Annotated in this window: 19 protein-coding genes; 8 read left to right on the top strand and 11 right to left on the bottom strand. The window is 65.4% G+C overall.

What is annotated here, in order from left to right; genetic code table 11:
• Window position 1: 1 nt before the first annotated feature.
• The 8 genes from METUNV2_RS0109300 to METUNV2_RS0109265 all read right to left on the bottom strand — a co-directional run bounded on the left by METUNV2_RS0109300 (window position 2) and on the right by METUNV2_RS0109265 (window position 8722).
• A complete protein-coding gene (locus METUNV2_RS0109300; RefSeq protein ID WP_018229196.1) occupies window positions 2–2821 on the bottom strand; it encodes a 2-oxoglutarate dehydrogenase E1 component in 2820 nt (939 codons plus the stop codon).
• Between the two features lie 185 nt (window positions 2822–3006).
• A complete protein-coding gene (gene gltA / locus METUNV2_RS0109295) occupies window positions 3007–4299 on the bottom strand; it encodes a citrate synthase (RefSeq protein ID WP_018229195.1) in 1293 nt (430 codons plus the stop codon).
• Between the two features lie 48 nt (window positions 4300–4347).
• Entirely contained in the window at window positions 4348–4608 is a 261-nt protein-coding gene (locus tag METUNV2_RS0109290; RefSeq protein ID WP_018229194.1) for an FAD assembly factor SdhE, read from the bottom strand.
• A gap of 94 nt (window positions 4609–4702) precedes the next feature.
• Window positions 4703–5413, bottom strand: a complete 711-nt coding sequence (locus tag METUNV2_RS0109285) for a succinate dehydrogenase iron-sulfur subunit (protein ID WP_018229193.1) — start codon at window positions 5411–5413, stop codon at window positions 4703–4705.
• Between the two features lie 10 nt (window positions 5414–5423).
• Window positions 5424–7211 (bottom strand): succinate dehydrogenase flavoprotein subunit, encoded by a 1788-nt coding sequence (gene sdhA, locus METUNV2_RS0109280; protein WP_018229192.1) that lies wholly within the window; start codon window positions 7209–7211, stop codon window positions 5424–5426.
• A complete protein-coding gene (gene sdhD, locus METUNV2_RS0109275) occupies window positions 7212–7559 on the bottom strand; it encodes a succinate dehydrogenase, hydrophobic membrane anchor protein (protein WP_018229191.1) in 348 nt (115 codons plus the stop codon).
• Window positions 7553–7939, bottom strand: coding sequence for a succinate dehydrogenase, cytochrome b556 subunit (gene sdhC / locus METUNV2_RS0109270; RefSeq protein ID WP_018229190.1), 387 nt, complete (start codon window positions 7937–7939; stop codon window positions 7553–7555). Before sdhC ends, sdhD begins: the two co-directional genes overlap by 7 nt.
• 54 nt (window positions 7940–7993) lie before the next feature.
• The gene (locus METUNV2_RS0109265) at window positions 7994–8722 is read right to left on the bottom strand and encodes a GntR family transcriptional regulator (RefSeq protein ID WP_018229189.1); all 729 of its coding nucleotides are present in this window, start codon (window positions 8720–8722) and stop codon (window positions 7994–7996) included.
• Between the two features lie 233 nt (window positions 8723–8955).
• Between METUNV2_RS0109265 and METUNV2_RS0109260 the strand changes: the two genes are divergently transcribed.
• From METUNV2_RS0109260 to METUNV2_RS0109235, 6 genes are all read left to right on the top strand, one after another.
• Window positions 8956–9948, top strand: coding sequence for a malate dehydrogenase (locus METUNV2_RS0109260; RefSeq protein ID WP_026188022.1), 993 nt, complete (start codon window positions 8956–8958; stop codon window positions 9946–9948).
• Window positions 9949–10075: 127 nt separating this feature from the next.
• Entirely contained in the window at window positions 10076–11068 is a 993-nt protein-coding gene (locus METUNV2_RS0109255; protein ID WP_018229187.1) for an HpcH/HpaI aldolase/citrate lyase family protein, read from the top strand.
• A 42-nt stretch (window positions 11069–11110) separates the two neighbouring features.
• Entirely contained in the window at window positions 11111–11968 is an 858-nt protein-coding gene (locus METUNV2_RS0109250) for an FHA domain-containing protein (RefSeq protein ID WP_232415650.1), read from the top strand.
• 214 nt (window positions 11969–12182) lie between these two features.
• Window positions 12183–12659, top strand: a complete 477-nt coding sequence (locus METUNV2_RS0109245) for a hypothetical protein (protein ID WP_018229185.1) — start codon at window positions 12183–12185, stop codon at window positions 12657–12659.
• 26 nt (window positions 12660–12685) lie between these two features.
• Entirely contained in the window at window positions 12686–13141 is a 456-nt protein-coding gene (locus tag METUNV2_RS0109240; RefSeq protein WP_018229184.1) for a DUF2846 domain-containing protein, read from the top strand.
• A gap of 65 nt (window positions 13142–13206) precedes the next feature.
• The gene (locus tag METUNV2_RS0109235) at window positions 13207–14382 is read left to right on the top strand and encodes a trans-sulfuration enzyme family protein (protein ID WP_018229183.1); all 1176 of its coding nucleotides are present in this window, start codon (window positions 13207–13209) and stop codon (window positions 14380–14382) included.
• A 15-nt stretch (window positions 14383–14397) separates the two neighbouring features.
• Here METUNV2_RS0109235 and METUNV2_RS0109230 read toward each other — a convergent pair whose 3' ends face one another.
• The 3 genes from METUNV2_RS0109230 to METUNV2_RS0109220 are packed head-to-tail and all read right to left on the bottom strand — an operon-like array spanning window position 14398 to window position 17582.
• Complete coding sequence (locus METUNV2_RS0109230; protein ID WP_018229182.1) at window positions 14398–15945, bottom strand: FAD-binding domain-containing protein; 1548 nt, start codon at window positions 15943–15945, stop codon at window positions 14398–14400.
• 6 nt (window positions 15946–15951) lie between these two features.
• A complete protein-coding gene (locus METUNV2_RS0109225) occupies window positions 15952–16398 on the bottom strand; it encodes a DUF3429 domain-containing protein (protein WP_018229181.1) in 447 nt (148 codons plus the stop codon).
• A gap of 14 nt (window positions 16399–16412) precedes the next feature.
• Window positions 16413–17582, bottom strand: coding sequence for an FAD-binding domain-containing protein (locus METUNV2_RS0109220; RefSeq protein ID WP_018229180.1), 1170 nt, complete (start codon window positions 17580–17582; stop codon window positions 16413–16415).
• Window positions 17583–17788: 206 nt separating this feature from the next.
• On the opposite strand from METUNV2_RS0109220, the gene METUNV2_RS0109215 reads away from it, so the two are divergent.
• On the top strand, window positions 17789–18796 hold the full coding sequence (locus tag METUNV2_RS0109215) for a sulfate ABC transporter substrate-binding protein (RefSeq protein WP_018229179.1): 1008 nt from the start codon (window positions 17789–17791) through the stop codon (window positions 18794–18796).
• A gap of 17 nt (window positions 18797–18813) precedes the next feature.
• Window positions 18814–19404: an NADPH-dependent FMN reductase gene (gene ssuE, locus METUNV2_RS0109210; RefSeq protein ID WP_018229178.1), complete on the top strand. Its 591-nt coding sequence runs from the start codon at window positions 18814–18816 to the stop codon at window positions 19402–19404.
• Window positions 19405–19446: the final 42 nt, after the last annotated feature.

The raw sequence follows: 19446 nt of genomic DNA, 5'->3' as shown, positions 1-19446 counted from the left end.
CTCAGCGCCCCACTCCTTCGATCGCTGCTTCGATGACCGCCTTTTGCTGGGCGTTGTGCTTTGCGGCGTAACCCACCGCGGGCGAGGCCGAGGCCGGACGCGACACCAGTTCGAGCTTGAGCCCGCCCAGTGCCTTGCCGAGGAAGGCGCGCGAGATCAGCCAGTACCACATGCCCTGATTGCGCGGCTCCTCCTGTACCCAGGTGACCGCCGTCGCCTTCGGATAGCGCGCAAGCTGGGTCGCCAGCTCGTCAGCCGGGAAGGGATAGGGCTGCTCCAGGCGCAGGATGGCGAGGTTCTTCACGTCCTGGGCGCGGCGGTGGGCCAGCAGTTCGTAGTAGATCTTGCCGCTGCACAGGATGACGCGCTCGACCGAGGCGTCGTCCAGCGCATCCACTTCCGGGATGACCGGCTGGAAGCGGCCGTTGGCCAGTTCGTCCAGCGAAGACACTGCGTCCTTGTGACGCAGCAGGGATTTAGGCGTGATGATGACCAGCGGCTTGCGCACCTTGCGCAGCATCTGGCGACGCAGCAGGTGGAACACCTGAGCCGGCGTGGTCGGGATGATGACCTGCCAGTTGTTCTCGGCCGACAGCTGCATGTAGCGCTCGATGCGCGCCGACGAATGCTCCGGACCCTGCCCTTCGTAGCCGTGCGGCAGCATCATGGTCAGGCCGCACAGACGACCCCACTTCGCTTCACCCGAACTGATGAACTGGTCGAACACCACCTGGGCACCGTTGGCGAAGTCGCCGAACTGTGCTTCCCACACCACCAGTTCGTTCGGTTCGGTGGTCGAGTAGCCGTATTCGAAACCGAGCACCGCCTCTTCCGACAGCACCGAATCGATTACCACGCAGGGCGCCTGATTGGGCTGCAGATGCTGCAGCGGCATGTAGTTGCCACTGTCCCAGCGCTCGCGCTTCTGGTCGTGCAGCACCGCATGACGGTGGAAGAAGGTGCCGCGGCCGCAGTCTTCACCGGACACGCGCACGCCATAGCCTTCGACCAGCAGCGTGGCGTAGGCCAGGTTCTCACCCATGCCCCAGTCCACCGGCTGGCTGCCGGCGGCCATGCCGCGGCGGTCGTCGATGATCTTCTGCACGCGCGAGTGCAGCGAGAAACCTTCGGGTACCGCGGTGAGGCGCTCGCCCAGGCGGGCCAGTTCCTCGCGCGGCACGCGGGTGTCGCACTCGTCGGTGTAGGGCTGTTTCAGGAAAGGCGTCCAGTCCACCGCGAAGCGACGCTGGTGGTTGGTCAGCACCGGATTGGTCGCCAGACGGCCTTCATCCAGCGCGGCACGGTAGTCGGCGATCATCTGTTCCGGCGAAGCCGCATCGATCACGCCGGCGGAAATCAGGCGGTCGGCGTACAGCTTGCGGGTGCCCGGATGAGCGGCGATCTTCTTGTACATCAGCGGCTGGGTCACCATCGGCTCGTCCTGCTCGTTATGACCGAGCTTGCGATAGCAGATGATGTCGATCACCACGTCCTTCTTGAACTCGGCGCGGAATTCCATCGCCATCTTGGTCACGAAGGCCACCGCTTCCGGGTCGTCGCCATTCACGTGGAAGATGGGCGCCTCGACCATCTTGAAGATGTCGGTGCAGTACAGCGAGGAGCGGTAGTCGCGCGGATCGGAGGTGGTGAAGCCGATCTGGTTGTTCACGATGATGTGCACCGTGCCGCCGACGCCGTAGCCGCGCGTCTGCGAGAAGTTCAGCATTTCCTGGTTCACGCCCTGACCGGCCACCGCGGCATCGCCGTGCAGCAGCACCGGGATGACCTGGGTACCGGTCTTGTCGCCGCGACGGCGCTGGCGGGCATAGACCGAACCGACCACCACCGGATTCACGATTTCCAGGTGTGACGGGTTGAACGCCAGGGTCAGGTGCACCGGACCGGCCGGGGTGCTCACGTCGGACGAGAAGCCCATGTGGTACTTCACGTCGCCGGCCGACAGGTCGGAGGCAGCCTTGCCTTCGAATTCGGAGAACAGCATCGAGGGCGCCTTGCCCAGCGTGTTCACCAGCACGTTCAGGCGGCCGCGGTGGGCCATGCCGATCACGATTTCCTGAGCGCCCTGCCCTGCGGCTACGCGCACCAGTTCGTCCATCGCGACGATGGTCGATTCGCCGCCTTCGAGCGAGAAGCGCTTCTGGCCGACGTATTTGGTATGCAGGTAGCGCTCCAGCGTTTCCGCCGCGGTAGCGCGCTCGAGGAAGCGCTTGCGGTCGTCGGCGCTGTAGCCGTAGTTGCCGCGCATCGGCTCCAGACGCGACTGGATCCAGCGCTTCTGGGCAATGTCGGCCATGTACATGTACTCGGCGCCGATGCTGCCGCAATACACCTGGCGGACCGCCTCCAGGATTTCGCGCAGGCTGGCGCGGTCTTCCTGCGGGAACTTGAAGGAGCCGGTGCTGAAGCTATCGTTCAGGTCGGCTTCGGTGAAACCGTAGTGCGACGGCTCGAGTTCGGAAATGTCCGGCCGTTCGGCGCGCTTGAGCGGATCGAGCTGCGCCCAGCGGTTACCGAGAAAACGATAGGCGTTGATCATCTGCAGCACGCCGACCTGGCGCTTGTCGTCGCCGGCTGCGGCCACCGTGCGGACCGGGCCGCGCTTGGCCATTTCGGCGAACGAGGCCACGACAGGCGCGTGGGCCACGTCGCTGGCGGCGCCGGGCAGATGCTGAAGGGATTCGAAATAGGTGCGCCAGGCATCCGGCACCGAGCCGGGGTTGGCGAGGTAGGACTCGTACAGCTCCTCGACGAAGGGCGCGTTGCCCCCGAAGAGGTAGGAATGGCTCAACATGTGCATCATGGTTCGCTCCTCCGCCCGGGGATACCCGGGTTTGTTGTCGCGTCTTTCCGCGCGGTCGGGGAACATGGCGCCAGTCGTGCCGCGCCCCCTTCCGTCTCGCGGAAATTCGAGAAGGCCTGCTGCATGCGGTGTGTTTGACGCCCCGCGGCGTCCGCTAAGCCGCGGGGCTGGGTACTACAGGTGAATCAGCGCTGTTCGACCGGCTTCACGTCACGGCGTGCCGGGCCCACGTACAGCTGGCGCGGACGACCGATCTTGTACTCGGAATCGGTGATCATTTCGTTCCACTGCGTGATCCAGCCGATGGTACGGGCCAGAGCGAAAATGCAGGTGAACATCGAGGTCGGAATGCCGAGCGCCTTCTGCACGATGCCGGAGTAGAAGTCGACGTTCGGGTAGAGCTTCTTCTCGATGAAGTACTCGTCTTCGAGCGCGATGCGTTCCAGTTCCATTGCCAGCTTGAACAGGCGGTCGTTTTCCAGGCCCAGTTCGGTCAGCACTTCGTAGCAGGTCTGACGCATCAGCTTGGCGCGCGGATCGAAGTTCTTGTAGACACGGTGACCGAAGCCCATCAGCTTGAAGCTGTCGTTCTTGTCCTTGGCGCGCTTGATGTACTCCGGCACGCGCGACACGTCGCCGATCTCTTCCAGCATCTGCAGGCAGGCCTCGTTGGCACCACCGTGCGCCGGGCCCCACAGGCAGGCGATACCGGCCGCGATAACCGCGTACGGGTTGGCGCCCGACGAGCCGGCCAGACGGACGGTCGAGGTCGAGGCGTTCTGTTCGTGGTCTGCGTGCAGGATGAAGATGCGGTCCAGCGCCTTGGCCAGCACCGGGTTCGGCTTGTATTCCTCGCACGGGGTCGCGAACATCATGTACATGAAGTTGCTCGCGTAATCGAGATCGTTACGCGGGTACATGAAGGGCTGGCCGACCGAGTACTTGTACGCCATGGCGACGATGGTCGGCATCTTGGCGATCAGGCGGTTGATCGACACGTCACGGTGAGCCTGGTCCGAAATGTCCATGCCGTCGTGGTAGAAGGCGGACAGTGCGCCGACCACGCCGGCCATGATGGCCATCGGGTGCGCGTCGCGACGGAAGCCCTGGTAGAACTTGGCGAGCTGTTCGTGCAGCAGCGTGTGCTTCTTGATGCTGGTGAGGTACTCGTCCTTCTGCACGGCGTTCGGCAGTTCGCCGTTCTTCAGCAGGTAGCAGGTATCGAGGAAGTCACAGTTCTCGGCGAGCTGCTCGATCGGGTAGCCGCGATACCACAGTTCGCCCTTGTCGCCATCGATGTAGGTGATCGACGACTTGCAGCTGGCGGTGGAGAGGTAACCGGTGTCGTACGTGAACATGCCGGTCTTGCCGTACATCGAACGGATATCAACCACGTCGGGGCCGACCGTACCGCTCATGATCGGGAATTCGGTGGACTGCCCATCGATGGTCAGCGTGGCGGTGCGTTGATTTGTCATGTCTAACCTCTTCACTTCCTCAAAAATGCCCGGGTCGAAAAGCGCGCATCAAACCGAACGCAGCAGATCGACCATCCCCTTCAGGCGCGGCTCCTCACATTCAGCGCGCCCGCTGACAATCGCCAACAAGGTGATGTCGTCGTAATGGAGCAGTTCGAACAGCTCTGCTCTCTGTTGTTCACTCAACTCCTCCAGCAACCCGCGGTCGATGACGCGCTGAAGCACCAGGTCAAGCTCGAGCAGCCCGCGCCGGCAATGCCAGCGCAGGCGGCCCATATTGACCGTCTGATCGTTCGCCGCCTCATCCACGTCAAATCCCCCTGTACGCCACAAGTCGCTCTCTGCCCGTGAAACGGGCGCCACGCTTGCCCCTTCGGCAGGGACAAGCGTAGATGCATCAAGATCAGACCGCGCGACGGACCATCATGTCCTTGATCTTGCCGATGGCGCGGGTCGGGTTCAGACCCTTCGGGCACACATCGACGCAGTTCATGATGGTGTGGCAGCGGAACAGACGGTACGGATCTTCCAGGTTGTCCAGACGTTCGCTGGTGGCCTGGTCGCGGGTGTCCGCGATGAATCGGTAGGCGGCCAGCAGGCCGGCCGGACCGACGAACTTGTCCGGGTTCCACCAGAACGACGGGCAGGAGGTCGAGCAGCAGGCACAGAGAATGCACTCGTACAGGCCGTTCAGTTCCTCGCGGTCTTCCGGCGACTGCAGGCGCTCGCGCTCCGGCGGATGCTCTTCGTTGATCAGGTAGGGCTTGATCGAGTGGTACTGCTTGAAGAACTGGGTCATGTCGACGATGAGGTCGCGCACGACGGGCAGTCCGGGCAGCGGACGCAGCACCACCGGCGACGGCAGGTCCTTCATGTCGGTCAGACAGGCCAGGCCGTTCTTGCCATTGATGTTCATCGCGTCCGAGCCGCACACGCCTTCACGGCAGGAACGGCGGAAGGACAGCGAGTCGTCCTTGTCCTTCAACTTGACCAGCGCATCGAGCAGCTTGCGTTCGGTGCCATCGAGCTCGATCGAGATCGACTGCATGTAGGGCTTCTCGTCGCGGTCCGGGTCGAAGCGGTAGATACTGAATTCGACGGTACGGGCGGTCATGCTGCGTTCCTCAGTAGGCGCGCTTCTTCAGCGCGATGGTGTCAACCGTGAGCGGCTTCATGTTCACCGGCTTGTACTCGAGCTTGTTGCCCTCGCGGTGCCACAGGGTGTGCTTGAGCCAGTTCACATCGTCGCGGCCGTCCGGACGTTCCGGCGTGTCGGTCGCGTCGTCGCGCACGTGGGCGCCGCGCGATTCGGTACGGGCGTTGGCGGACACGATGGTGGCCTTGGCCACCTCGATCAGGTTGTCCAGCTCCAGCGCTTCCAGACGCGCGGTGTTGAACACCTTGGACTTGTCCTGAATCTCGGTCACGGCGGCCATCTTCTCGATTTCGAGAATCTTGCTCACGCCTTCGGCCAGCATGTCCTTGAAGCGGAACACGCCGCAGTGCGCCTGCATCGTGCGCTGCATGGCCAGACGGGTGGCACCGACCGCGGCACCGCTCTTCTGGTTGTCCAGACGGTTGATGCGCGACAGCGAGAAGTCGGCGGCATTGGCCGGCAGCGGCTTGTGGGCAGCCGGCTGGGCCTTGATGAACTCGACCATGGACTCGCCGGACGACTTGCCGAACACCAGCAGGTCGAGCAGCGAGTTGGTGCCGAGGCGGTTGGCGCCGTGCACCGAGGCGCAGGCACACTCGCCAGCAGCGTAGAAACCCTTGACCGGCACGCTCGGGCTGCCGTCCTTCGGCACCACGACTTCGCCGTTGTAATTGGTCGGGATGCCACCCATCTGGTAATGACAGGTCGGCACCACCGGCAGCGGTTCCTTGATCGCGTCGACACCGGCGAACTGGATGCCGATCTCGCGGATGCCCGGCAGGCGCTTCATGATGGTGGCCGGGTCGAGGTGGGTGATGTCCAGCATCACGTGGTCCTTGTTCGGACCGCAGCCGCGACCTTCGTTGATTTCGGTCACCATGGCGCGCGACACCACGTCACGCGACGCCAGATCCTTGGCGTTCGGCGCGTAGCGCTCCATGAAACGCTCGCCCGAGGCGTTGCGCAGAATGCCGCCCTCGCCGCGCACACCTTCGGTGATCAGCACGCCGGCACCGGCCACGCCGGTCGGGTGGAACTGCCAGAACTCCATGTCTTCCAGCGGAATGCCGGCACGCGCAGCCATGCCCACGCCGTCACCGGTGTTGATGAAGGCATTGGTCGAGCTGTAGTAGATGCGGCCGGCGCCGCCGGTCGCGAACAGCACGGCCTTGGCATGGAACACGAACACTTCGCCGGTTTCCATTTCCATCGCGGTCACGCCGACCACGTCGCCCTCTTCGTCGCGGATCAGGTCCAGCGCCATCCATTCGATGAAGAACTGGGTGTTGGCCTTCACGTTGCGCTGGTACATCGCGTGCAGCATCGCGTGACCGGTACGGTCAGCGGCGGCACAGGAGCGACGGACCGGCTTTTCGCCGAAATTCGACATGTGGCCGCCGAACGGGCGCTGATAGATCTTGCCGCTGTCGAGGCGGTCAAAAGGCATGCCGTAGTGTTCGAGCTCGATCACCACTTCGTTGGCCTTGCGACACATGAATTCGATCGCGTCCTGGTCGCCGAGCCAGTCAGAACCCTTGACCGTGTCGTACATGTGCCAGTGCCAGTGATCCTCCTCCGAGTTGCCGAGCGAGGCGGCGACACCGCCCTGCGCCGCAACCGTGTGCGAGCGGGTCGGGAACACCTTGGAAATCACTGCGGTGCGCAGGCCGGCTTCGGACAGCTGAATGGCGGCACGCAGACCGGCGCCGCCGGCGCCGACGATGACTGCATCAAATTTGCGGACGGGTACGCTCACTTACAGTCTCCACAGAACTTGGGCTGCCCAGCCCAGATAGCCGATCAGGGCAAGCATGGTCACCGAGTGCAGCACGACGCGCACGCCGGTGGGCTTGATGTAGTCCATATAGATGTCACGCACGCCCACCCAGGCGTGGTACATCAGCGACGCGAAGAACAGGAAGGTCGCGAAGCGCATGAAACCGCCGGAGAACAGACCGCGCCAGTTCTCGTAGGTCAGTTCGCCCATCGACAGTGCGCCGATCGCGAAAATGAGGGTGTAGACCGCCATCACCACCGCGGTAATGCGCTGACCCAGCCAGTCCTTCAGCCCGTAGTGGGCACCGACAACGACACGATTCACCACAGTTTCACCCCCAGGATCACGGTAAGCGTCAGGCTCACGACCAGCACCGCCACCGAGGTCTTGCGCGCGGTCGCCAGTTCCAGGCCCTTGTGCATGTCCAGCAGCAGGAAGCGGATGCCGGCACAGAAGTGGTGCAGGTAAGCCCACATCAGGCCGAGCAGGAAAATCTTGGCCAGCGGATGGCCGACCACCGCGCTGAACGACTCGAAGCTCTCCGGCGACCCCAGGCTGGCGGCAAACAGCCACAGCAGCAAGGGCAGACAGAGGAACAGACCGGCACCGCTGATACGGTGAAGGATGGACACGATGCCCGGCAACGGCAGTCGTATCGCCGTCAGCTGGAGGTGCTTCGGTCGGGTCTTGCTGGCTGTATTGGCCATCTGGCTCGCTCTCCTGAAAAAAGTCGTGTCACACGCCGGTCGCCGCCGGCTCCGTCAATTCAGCGTGTTCAGATAATGGTGATCGGCGGTCGAACACAGGCCGCGGCGCCACTCCACCGGCTTGTCGTCGTAGGTGTAGGCCACCCGCTCGACCGACAGCAGCGGGCTGCCGTCGCTCACTTCGAGGTATTCAGCGCTCTGGCGGTCAGCCGCGACCGCGCGCAGACGCTCTTCGGCGCGCACCATGCGCACACCGAAACGCGTTTCGAAGAATGAATACAGCGAACCCTGCTGTTCCTTCAGCACCTCGAGATTGAGGCCCGGGAACAGATCGCCGCGCAGATAGATTTCGTCGATCACCACCGGCTTGCCGGCGAACTTCAGCAGCCGGCGCACGATGATGATCTGAGACCCGACCTCGATGTCCAGCATGCGGGCCACTTCCTGGCCGGCGCGGGCGCGCCAGCATTCGAGCGGCACGCTCTGCGAGGTCTCTATGGTGCCGTTGATCGGCGCAAGACGAAGAAAGCGGAAGAATGCACGCGGATCGTGATGCGTCGCAACAAAGGTACCCTTACCCTGCTTGCGCACCAGCAGATTGTCCGCTGCCATCTCGTCGATGGCCTTGCGCACCGTACCCTGGCTGACGCTGAAGCGCTGAGCCAGTTCGGTTTCGCTCGGGATCGCCTCACCCGGACGCCATTCGCCGCTCTGCAGCGCCTGCGTGAGCAAGCCGCGTATCTGCCGATACAGCGGGCTGAAGGTGGGGGATTCCTGTGCCATGCAACAATTTCAGCACAGAAATCCTGTCACGTCTACATCGTGTCTGATGTCTTATATATGATATAAATTGATGCCGTGCAAAAACACGTTCCGACCGGTCAGCCCCCGGCCAGCGGAATCCGATTTTTGTGCTGTGTGTCAAAACGGCCGCGGGTCGACCATAATTCGGGCCGCGCACGACGCACCCCAAGGTATACAAAAGTACCCGTCCCATCCTCAGACAGGAGATCACCATGTCAAAGACGCCTCTTCGCGTCGCGGTGACCGGCGCTGCCGGTCAGATCGGCTACGCCCTGCTGTTCCGTATCGCCAGCGGTGAAATGCTGGGCAAGGACCAGCCGGTCATTCTTCAACTGCTCGACCTGCCGCAGGCCCAGAAGGCGCTGACCGGTGTGATGATGGAACTGGACGACTGCGCGTTCCCGCTGCTCGCCGGCATGATCGCCACCGATGACCCGAACGTCGCCTTCAAGGACGCCGACTTCGCGCTGCTGGTCGGTGCCCGTCCGCGCGGCCCTGGCATGGAGCGCAAGGATCTGCTGACCGAAAACGCCAAGATCTTCACCGTTCAGGGTGCCGCCATCGGCCAGCACGCCTCGCCGAACTGCAAGATCCTGGTTGTCGGCAACCCCTGCAACACCAACGCCTACATCGCAGCGAAGACCGCCGCCAAGGCCGGTGGCCGCGTACCGGCGAAGAATTTCACCGCCATGCTGCGTCTGGACCACAACCGCGCGCTGTCGCAGTTGTCGGCCAAGATCGGCCGCCCGGTGTCGTCGTTCAAGACGATGACCGTGTGGGGCAACCACAGCCCGACGATGTACGCCGACTATCGCTTCGCCACCTCGAACGGCGACAGCGTTGCCAATCTGGTGAACGACCAGGAATGGAACGCCAAGACCTTCCTGCCGACCGTGGGCAAGCGCGGCGCCGCCATCATCGAGGCCCGTGGCCTGTCGTCGGCCGCCTCGGCCGCCAACGCCGCGATCGACCACATGCGCGACTGGCACCTCGGCTCCAACGGTGACTGGGTCACCATGGGCGTGCCGTCCGACGGCTCCTACGGCATTCCGGAAGGCCTGGTGTTCGGCTTCCCCTGCATCTGCGCAAATGGCGAATACACCATCGTCAAGGGCCTGGAAATCGACGAGTTTTCCAAGCCCTACGTCGCCAAGACGCTGGCCGAACTGGAAGAGGAGCGCGCCGGCGTCGCCGACCTGCTCTGATGCCACGGTGCTGCGTGCCGTCCGCGTGTCACCCTGTTCCCACCGGGTCGGCATGCGGCGACGCAGCATTGAACAGGAAGAAGCGGCCCGGTAACGTGGCCGCTTTTTTTATGCCGGAGTTGTCCGCATGAACGCTGCCGTCCATCCGCGCGAAGTCCTGTACCAGGGCGAAAAGCCCTTCCCCATCCTGCCCGCGGTCGACCACTACGCAGGCTCGGAAAAGCTGATGCGCAAGGCATTGGCGCTGCAGGCCGAACTGGGACCCATTTTCGATGTGACCTGCGACTGCGAGGACGGTGCGGCCGCCGGCAACGAAGCCGGCCACCGTACGCTGTGCGCCTCGGTCATCGCCGGCGAGGACAACCTGTTCGGCCGCGTCGGCGTGCGCATCCACGACGTGACCCACGCGCACTGGAAGGCCGACATGGAGGTGATCGTCGGCGACGCCGGCGACAGGCTGGCCTTCATTACGCTGCCCAAGGCACGCTCGGCCGACGACGTGAAGGTGCAGACCGACTGGCTGCGCAACTGCGAAACGCTGGCCGGCCTCAAGCGGAAGATTCCGGTGCACGTGCTGATCGAAAGCCACGGCGCGCTGCGTCAGGTATGGGACATCGCCGCGCTCGACCGGGTGGAATCGATCGACCTCGGCCTGATGGATTTCGTCAGCGCCCACCACGGCGCACTGCCCGGCAACGCGATGAAGAGCCCGACCCAGTTCGAGCACCCCATCATCGTGCGTACGAAATGCGAAATCGCCGCTGCCGCACATGGCTGCGGCGTGGTGCCGACGCATAACGTGACCACCGAAATCCGCGATATCGATTTCATCCGCAATGACGCCCGTCAGGCCCGTCGCCAGTTCGGTTTCATGCGCATGTGGAGCATTCATCCGAACCAGATCCTGCCCATCGTCGAAGAGATGCGGCCGGATTTCAGCGAGGTCGAGGACGCGATCGCGATCATCTGCGGCGCGCAGGACGCGAGCTGGGGGCCGACCCGGCATCACGACACGCTGCACGACCGCGCCTCCTATCGCTACTATTGGGAACTGCTCGCACGCGCCCACGCCACCGGCGTGCCGCTGCCGGACGACGTGCGCAGCCGCTTCTTCGCATAAGGAAACATGAGCCGCGTCCCGCCCGTATCGAAAGAATGCGCCGTGCTGTTCGCCGACCTGGTGGGCAGCACCCAGCTCTATGAGCGCATGGGCGACACTGCGGCGTTCGCGCTGATCGACCGCTGCCTGCGCGCGATGCGCGACTCGGTGGTCGGCAGTTCGGGACGGGTGATCAAGATGACCGGCGACGGTCTGCTGGCCACCTTCCGCGCCTGCGACCACGCGGCCGATACCGCGCTGGCCATCCACCGCGACATCAGTGGCCTGCCGCTGGCCCATCACTTCTCTCTCGGCGTGCGCACCGGATTCCATTTCGGCCCGGTGATCGAAACCGGCGACGACATCTACGGCGAATCGGTGAATATCGCCGCGCGGCTGTCGGAACTGGGCAGTCACGGCCGCGCCATCGTATCGACCGAAGCTGCGGTGCGGCTGTCCGAGCACTTCCAGCACATGGTGCGGCCGATGCCGCCGCGCGTGGTCAAGGGCGTCGCGCGTTCGGTCGAAATGTGCGAACTGCGCTGCGAACATTCCGAACACGTCACCCATATCGGCGGCCTCAACCTGAACACCGGCAAGCAGGAAATGCGGGTCTATCACGGTGGTCGCGTGTGGCTGCTGGGCGCCGAGCACACCCGCCTGCGCATGGGCCGCGATGCCGGTGTCGACATTCTGGTCAAGGACGCGCGTGCATCCCGCCAGCACTGCGACCTGGAATTCCGCCGCGACCGCTTCATCCTCACCGACCGTTCGAGCAACGGCACCTTCGTCACGATAGAGGGCCAGCACGAATTCGCACTCACCCGCGAAGAGGTGGTGATCGACGGCCACGGCTGGCTGGCATTCGGCTCACCCCGCAGCGCAGCCAGCGACGTGGTCGAGTTCTTCTGCCTGGGCTGATCCAGGCCCGCCTGTCACCCGAGGTTCACCCGCGCCTTACGCAGCGCATTTCAGATCCGATGTCCATCGCATGACGTTTGTAAAAATACGTCATAGTTAAATGCCTCGCGCATTCATCGTCTATAGTTCGCGCGCCCCGCGCCAAATCATTCTTTTGACATATATCGAAAGTCATACAACGACCGGCGGGGCTCGATACGCTGAGGACCCGTACTTGAAGACATCACTCCCCCTGCTCTGCTTCGCCATCGCACTGAGCGGCGGCTGCGCAACCATCACCTCCAACGAGATGCAGACCGTCACGCTGACCACCCGTGACCAGAATGGCGACGTCGTCGAAAACGCCAAGTGCGAGCTCAAGAACGACAAGGGCAGCTGGAACGCCAAATCGCCGGGCAACGTCATGGTGCGTCGCTCCGCCGAAGACCTGAGCGTCGAATGCCAGAAGGATGGAATGAGCGCCGGCTTCCTGCGCGCGATCTCGCGCTCCGCTGGCGGCATGTGGGGCAACATCATCCTGGGCGGCGGCATCGGCGCCATCATCGACCACAACAAGGGCACCGGCTACGACTATCCGAACGACCTGCCTCTGCGCATGGGCGAGTCGGTCACGATAGATCGCCGCGACGAGAAGTCGCCGGCAAAGGACAACGGTACGCAGGCCAACGCGCGTCCCGGTTACCCCTACTGATCGCTTTTTTCATTCAGGATGAAGTCATGAAAAAAACAGCGCTGCTCCTCTTCGCCACCCTCGCCTTGACGCTGGGCGGGTGCGCCTCGGTCCCCATGGGCGATGCCACCCGGGACACCGCTCTGAAGACCTTCGAAGCGCCCCGCGCCGAAAAGGCGGGCATCTACGTATATCGCCACGAAAACATGGGCGCCGCGGTCAAGATGGACCTGCAGGTGGATGGCAAGCACATCGGTCAGACCGCCGCCAAAACCTATTTCTTCATCGAAGTGCCGGCGGGCAAGCACACCATTACATCGATCTCCGAGAACACCGATACGCTGTCGATAGACGCCGTGGCCGGCAAGCTCTATTACGTCTGGCAGGAAGTGAAGATGGGCGTGCTTTACGCACGCACTAAACTTCATCTGGTCAATGAGGAAGAAGGTCGCAAAGGCGTACTGGAATCCAAACTTGCCAACGGCGTGCAGCCGGAGTTCTGATCAGTCGTTACGCACCAATGCGGTGCAGGCGTATCCTTCAGACTTCCGTCTGCAGGATACGCCCCATGTCCGACATGCCTCCCCAACGGCTCGCCACCCGCGCCATCCATGGCCATACGGCGGATGACGCCTACGGCAGCCCCTATCCGCCGGTCTACAACACCACCACCTTCGGTTTCGCCTCCACCGCCGATCTGCTCGACGTGATCGACGGTCGCACCCGCGGCGGGCTGTACACCCGCTACGGCCTGAACCCCACCATCTTTGCGCTGGAAGAAACGCTGGCCGGGCTGGAAAGCGCCGAGGCGGCCTGGGTGTTCGCCTCCGGCATGGCGGCGCTGAGCGCCCTCTTCCTGACCCATGGCCGCGACGGCATCGTGTGCGTCGGCGACGCCTACGGCGGCACGCTGGAACTGCTGGAACAGCAGCTGCCCGGCCTCGGTCTGCGCACCCACTGCATCCTCGGCCACGAAACCGACCGGCTGGATGCGCTGCTGGCCGACGGCGTGAAGCTGGTGTTCTTCGAAACGCCGACCAACCCCACTCTGGACATCGTCGACATCCGTGCCATGGCCGCACGCGCGCATGCCCACGGCGCGCTGGTCGCGATCGACAACACCTTCGCCTCACCGGTGAACCAGCGACCGCTGGAACTGGGGGCGGACATCGTGATGCACAGCGCCACCAAGTACCTTGGCGGCCACAGCGACCTCACCGCCGGCGTGCTGATGGGCAGCCGCGCGCTGCTTGAGCCGGTGTGGGCCTGGCGCAAGAATCTGGGCACCGTGCCGTCGCCGGAAACCTGCGCGCTGCTGTCACGCAGCCTGCGCACGCTGGTGGTCCGGGTACGCCAGCACAACGCCAATGCGCAGGCGGTGGCCGAAGCGATGGCGCGCCACCCGAAGATTGCGCGGGTGCATTACCCCGGTCTGCCGGACGCGCCAGGTCACGCGCTGGCGAAGACGCAGATGGACGGTTTCGGCGGCATGCTGAGCATCGTGGTGCGCGGCGGGCGCGAAGACGCGACCCGGGTCGCTGACCGGCTGAAGCTGATCCGGCTCGCGCCCAGCCTGGGCGGCGTCGAAAGTCTGGTCACCCAGCCCTGCACCACCACCCACCACGGCATCGCGCCGGAAGAGCGCGCCCGGCGCGGCATTCCGGACGCCATGCTGCGGCTGTCCATCGGGCTGGAAGACGCCGGCGACCTGATCGCCGATCTGGAACAGGCGCTGGGCGACTGAGCGCGCGGGCTGCGGTCAGAAACCGAAGCCCATCTGGGCGTCGTCGGCCGGCTTCCGGCCACGTCGCGGCGATCCTTCACGGTTCGGATTGCGACTGCCGTGCTGCAGATACACCCGGCGTGCCTCACCGGCCGCGTCCGGCTGCCGGCGGACCGCCCATACCGCGTCGCGCGCGGCCCGGGCCGCCGCCAGGTGATCGACCACCGGCGCCGGATAGTCGCGGCCGATCACGCAGCCGGCCTCCCGCTGCTGTGCGGCGTCCATGCGCCAGGGCTCGGCCAGCAGCGCCAGCGGCACGCGCGCCAGTTCCGGCAGCCAGCGGCGCACGAAAATGCCCTTCGGGTCCTGATCGGTCTGCTGCTTGACCGGGTTGTAGATGCGCAGCGTGTTGATGCCGGTCACACCGGACTGCATCTGTACCTGCGGCCAGTGAATGCCCGGCTCGAAGTCGGTGAACTGGCGCGCCAGATGCAGGCCGGGTTCGCGCCAGTGATTCCACAGCTGGTAGGACGAGAAAGCCACCAGCATGGCGCGCATGCGGAAGTTGATCCAGCCGGTCGCCGCGAGCGCGCGCATGCAGGCGTCGATGAACGGAAATCCGGTTTCACCGGCGCACCAGGCGGCGTGCCGTGAGGCTGAAAAGTCCGCCTCGCGCAGACCGTCGTACAGGCGGTTCACCGCGCGCAGTTCGATGTCCGGCTCCGATTCCAGCTTCTGGATGAAATGCGCCTGCCAGTGCAGCCGGCTTTCGAAGGATTTCAGCCCGGCCAGCGCCGCCGCCTGATCCGGGCCGGGCAGACGGGCCAGCCAGCGGGCGCGCGCCCGCCATACCGCGTGCACCACCTCGCGCAGCGACAGCGTACCGAAAGCCAGATGCGGCGACAGGCGCGAACAGTCGTGCTCGCCGCTGAGCGGACTGGACATGCCGCGGCGATAGCGCGGCAGCCGCTCGGACAGGAAGGTGTCCAGCTCGGCCAGCGCCTGCCGGCGACCGGCGCGCTGGCGACCGGCGATGTCAGCCCCGGCCACGCCGAGCGCCAGCGGGTCCGGCGTGGACTGCAGACCGGCCAGCGGATGAGCCGCCGCTTCGATGTGCGCAGGCGGCGGCAGCGGTGCAGGCGTCATGCGCGACAGCCAGAGGTCGGACCAGCGGTCGCGGTCGCGCAGCCGGCGCACCACGCCGCCATTCGGGCTCTCATGCCAGGGCACGCCGTGCGCGCGGCACCAGTCGGCGACCGCCCGGTCGCGCGCGAAGCTGGCCAGCGTGCCGGTCTCTTCGTGGCTCCACAGCGCGCTGACCGGCGCCGCACGGTGCAGCGCATCCAGCACCGCCGGCATGTCGCCGCGCAACTGCAGCAGCGACAGGCCCAGCGTCTGCAGCCGACGCGTCAGGTCGTCCAGCGCCTCGCGCAGAAAACCCGCGTGGCGTGCATCCATCTCGGGCTGCGCCAGCAGCGAGGGCTCATGAACGTACAGCGCCAGCACCGGGCCGGCCGCGGCCGCCGCGCGCAGCGGCGCGTGGTCGTGAATGCGCAGGTCGCGCTTGAACCACACCACCTGCATGGGCGATCAGACCGCCAGTGCCGACAGCGCCAGACAGGGCGCCACCACCGCGCTCAGCAGCAGACGCAGGCGCAGATACCAGGGCGCCAGGCCGAGCTGACGCGCGAGCTGCGCGTCCATCCAGGCACAGGCCGGCACCAGCGCCGCCATCAGCCACAGACCGGTGGGCAGCGGCACCAGCAGCGCGCACCAGGCGATCAGTGCCGGCAGCACACCCCAGCCGAGCGCCCGCCACTGGGCCGCTTCATCCAGCTGCGGCGCCGCGAGCGCCAGCCCCCAGTGCAGCGCCCCGACGAAACTGAGGATGGTGGCGGCGTAGGCCAACTGAGCCAGCGCCAGCGTGCGGGGGGCATCGAAGCCGGCCAGCAGCGCCAGCGTCAGCCCGACGAAGGGAATCAGTCCTGCCAGGCCGAGCACTCGTGCGGGCCGCCGCGCCTGCGGATTGAGGGTCATGCGCGTCTCCATGATCAGCGGTGCCAGGGTTGCGAGGTCGATGCGTCGGGCGCGACCGTCTGCCAGAAACGGGAAAACGAAGGCTGCGCTTGCGGCGGGTCGTCGAACTGGTGCGGCACCGGCTGCACCGTCACCCGGGCGTCGCGCAGCGCCTCGGCGTAGAAGGGATTCAGCGTGGCCTGCGCGCTCAGCCGGGCGGTCGGCCACAGCCGCCGCAAGCGGTCCGCATCGCCCACCACCATGCTGTCGCACAGCGCGCGCATGCGGGCCACCACGAAAGCCCAGCGCGCGGCGCTCCAGCCGAAGCGCGCGTGGAATCCGGGTTCGATCCAGCCGACCGCGACATGGCCCGGCGGTACCTCGCCCAGCGACCACGGGTGCACCAGCCACACCGGGTCGGCGCCGGTCGGAAACGCGGCGGATTCCGCCGGCGGCGCACCGGTACCTGGCTCCGCCACCGCCGCATGCACACCCGGTTCGGGGCCGCAGTCCGGCGCGTGGCGCGCTCTGCGGTCGAGCGCTTCATAACTGTCGTCGATCGCGCTGCCCGGACTGGTCAGCGCCGGCGCGTAGCGGGCCACGTTCTCGGCATTGAACAGATAGGGCTTGCCGGTCAGCGTGCCGGCCACCCATTGCCAGGAGAGCATGTTGGACGCCAGATCGCCGTCCAGCAGATGGCGGTACATCCAGCTCGCGCCGGCCAGCCAGCCGGTCTTGCGCAGATGCACCAGATAGCTCGCCAGCCACATGCGGGCGTGGTTGTGCAGGTAGCCGGTGTCGTACAGCGTGCGCACCGAGGCGTCGATCACCGGCACGCCGGTGCGGCCTTCGCGTACGTCGGCCGGCAGTTCGGCCGCGTAGTGCGCGGCCGGTGCCGGTCGGCGGGCGCTCAGGATGCCGTCGCCCCAGTGCCGCCACAGGTGATGGAAGTACTCGCGCCACGCGAGTTCGAACACGATCTTGTCCGCCGGCGTCAGCGCGTGGCGCTGCCCGAGGCGGGCGATCACCGCGGGCACGTCCGTGAAGCCGTGGGTCAGATAGGGCGACAGGCGACTCACCGCGCCATCGAGATGATTTCGGGTTCGCGCGTAGCGAGCGGGGTCCAGCGCGTCGATGCGGGCTTGGGCGGCCGCAAGCGTGGGCTCGAAGGTGTCGTGCGGCGCGGGTGCGAACAGGTCGTTCATGGCGGGTTCCGGAACAGGGGCGTCCGGCGCGACAGACCGTATCCGGCGGCGAAAGATTCCGGAAACGCCGCCACCCTTCTCACCGGAATTCACAAGCTTTGCAGGAAAGCGGTGCAAAGCAGCGCAGTTTTAATTGGTTCGCATCGCCCGGGCGGCTCCCTACAGTGCGATCCATCGCATCGACTGACCGCACACGGAGCCCCACCATGAAAACCGCCCTGCGTACCCTCGCCGCCAGCCTGCTGCTCGGCACCGCTCTCGCCGGCAACGCCCTGGCCGCCGACATCACCCTGCTCAACGTGTCCTACGACCCGACCCGCGAGCTCTATCAGGACTTCAACGCCGCCTTCGCCAAGCACTGGAAGGCCAAGTCCGGCGACAACGTCACCATCAAGCAGTCCCACGGCGGCTCCGGCAAACAGGCCCGCTCGGTCATCGACGGCCTCGAAGCCGACGTGGTCACCCTCGCGCTGGCCTACGACGTCGATGCCCTGCACGACAACGGCAAGCTCATCCCCGCCGACTGGCAGAAGCGCCTGCCCCACAACGCCTCCCCCTACACCTCCACCATCGTGTTCCTGGTGCGCAAGGGCAACCCCAAGCACCTGAAGGACTGGAACGATCTGGTCAAGCCGGGCATCGAGGTCATCACCCCCAACCCCAAGACCTCGGGCGGCGCCCGCTGGAACTACCTCGCCGCCTGGGCCTACGCGGCCAAGCAGCCGGGCGGCTCGGACGCCACCGCGAAAGAGTTCGTCAAAAAGCTGTTCGCCAACGTGAAGGTGCTCGATTCCGGCGCCCGCGGTTCGACCACCACCTTCGTCGAGCGCGGCATCGGTGATGTACTCATCGCCTGGGAGAACGAGGCCTATCTGGCGGTGAAGGAGCTGGGCCCGGACAAGTTCGAAATCGTCACCCCTTCGCTGTCCATCCTGGCCGAACCGCCGGTCAGCGTGGTCGACAAGGTGGTGGACAAGCGCGGCACCCGCGCGGTGGCGACCGCCTACCTGGAATACCTGTACAGCCCGGAAGGTCAGGAAATCGCGGCCCAGAACTACTACCGCCCGATCGACCCCAAGGTCGCCGCCAAGTACGCCAAGACCTTCGCGCCGGTGAAACTCTTCACCATCGACGCCGAGTTCGGCGGATGGCAGAAGGCACAGAAAACACACTTCGCCGACGGCGGCGTGTTCGACCAGATCAGCGTGCGCTGAGCGCGGAGCCCGACCGAATGTCCATCCTGTTCCTCCAGGGCAGCCCGGTTGAGCCGTCGCGCTCGGCCGCGCTGTCCGGCTTCGTCGCCGCCGAACTGGAGCGGCGCGGTGTCGAGAACACGCGGCTCAAGCTGACCGATCTGCCGGCGCACGCACTGCTGCACGCCCGCTTCGGCGACCCGCAGATCCGCGCCGCCAGCGAACGGGTGGCCGCCGCCAGCGCGCTGGTCATTGCCACGCCGGTCTACAAGGCCGCCTACAGCGGCCTGCTGAAAAGCTTTCTCGACCTGCTTCCGCAGAACGGGCTGGACGGCAAGGTGGTGCTGCCGCTGGCCACCGCCGGCAGCCCGCACCACGCACTGGCGCTCGACTACGCGCTGCGCCCGGTGCTGCAGTCGATGTCGCCGGCACTGGTGCTGCCGGGCGTGCATGCCACCGACAGCACGGTGACCAAGGACGAGCACGGCAACTACCTGCTGTCGGACGACATCATCGACCGCCTGCTGCAGGCCACTGACCGGCTGGTCTACGAGTACCGCGCACTGCTGAACCGGCGTGCGCAGCAGGTCGAGCCGGTGCCCTTCGACCAGGTGCGCTGCAGCGTCTGAGTCCACCCCGCTTTCACGCACGCGCAGGCAATCCAAGCATTC

The sequence above is a fragment of the Methyloversatilis universalis EHg5 genome, from assembly GCF_000378945.1.
In the GTDB taxonomy this organism is placed as follows: domain Bacteria; phylum Pseudomonadota; class Gammaproteobacteria; order Burkholderiales; family Rhodocyclaceae; genus Methyloversatilis; species Methyloversatilis universalis_A.
This window is presented reverse-complemented; position numbering and strand designations above follow the sequence as displayed.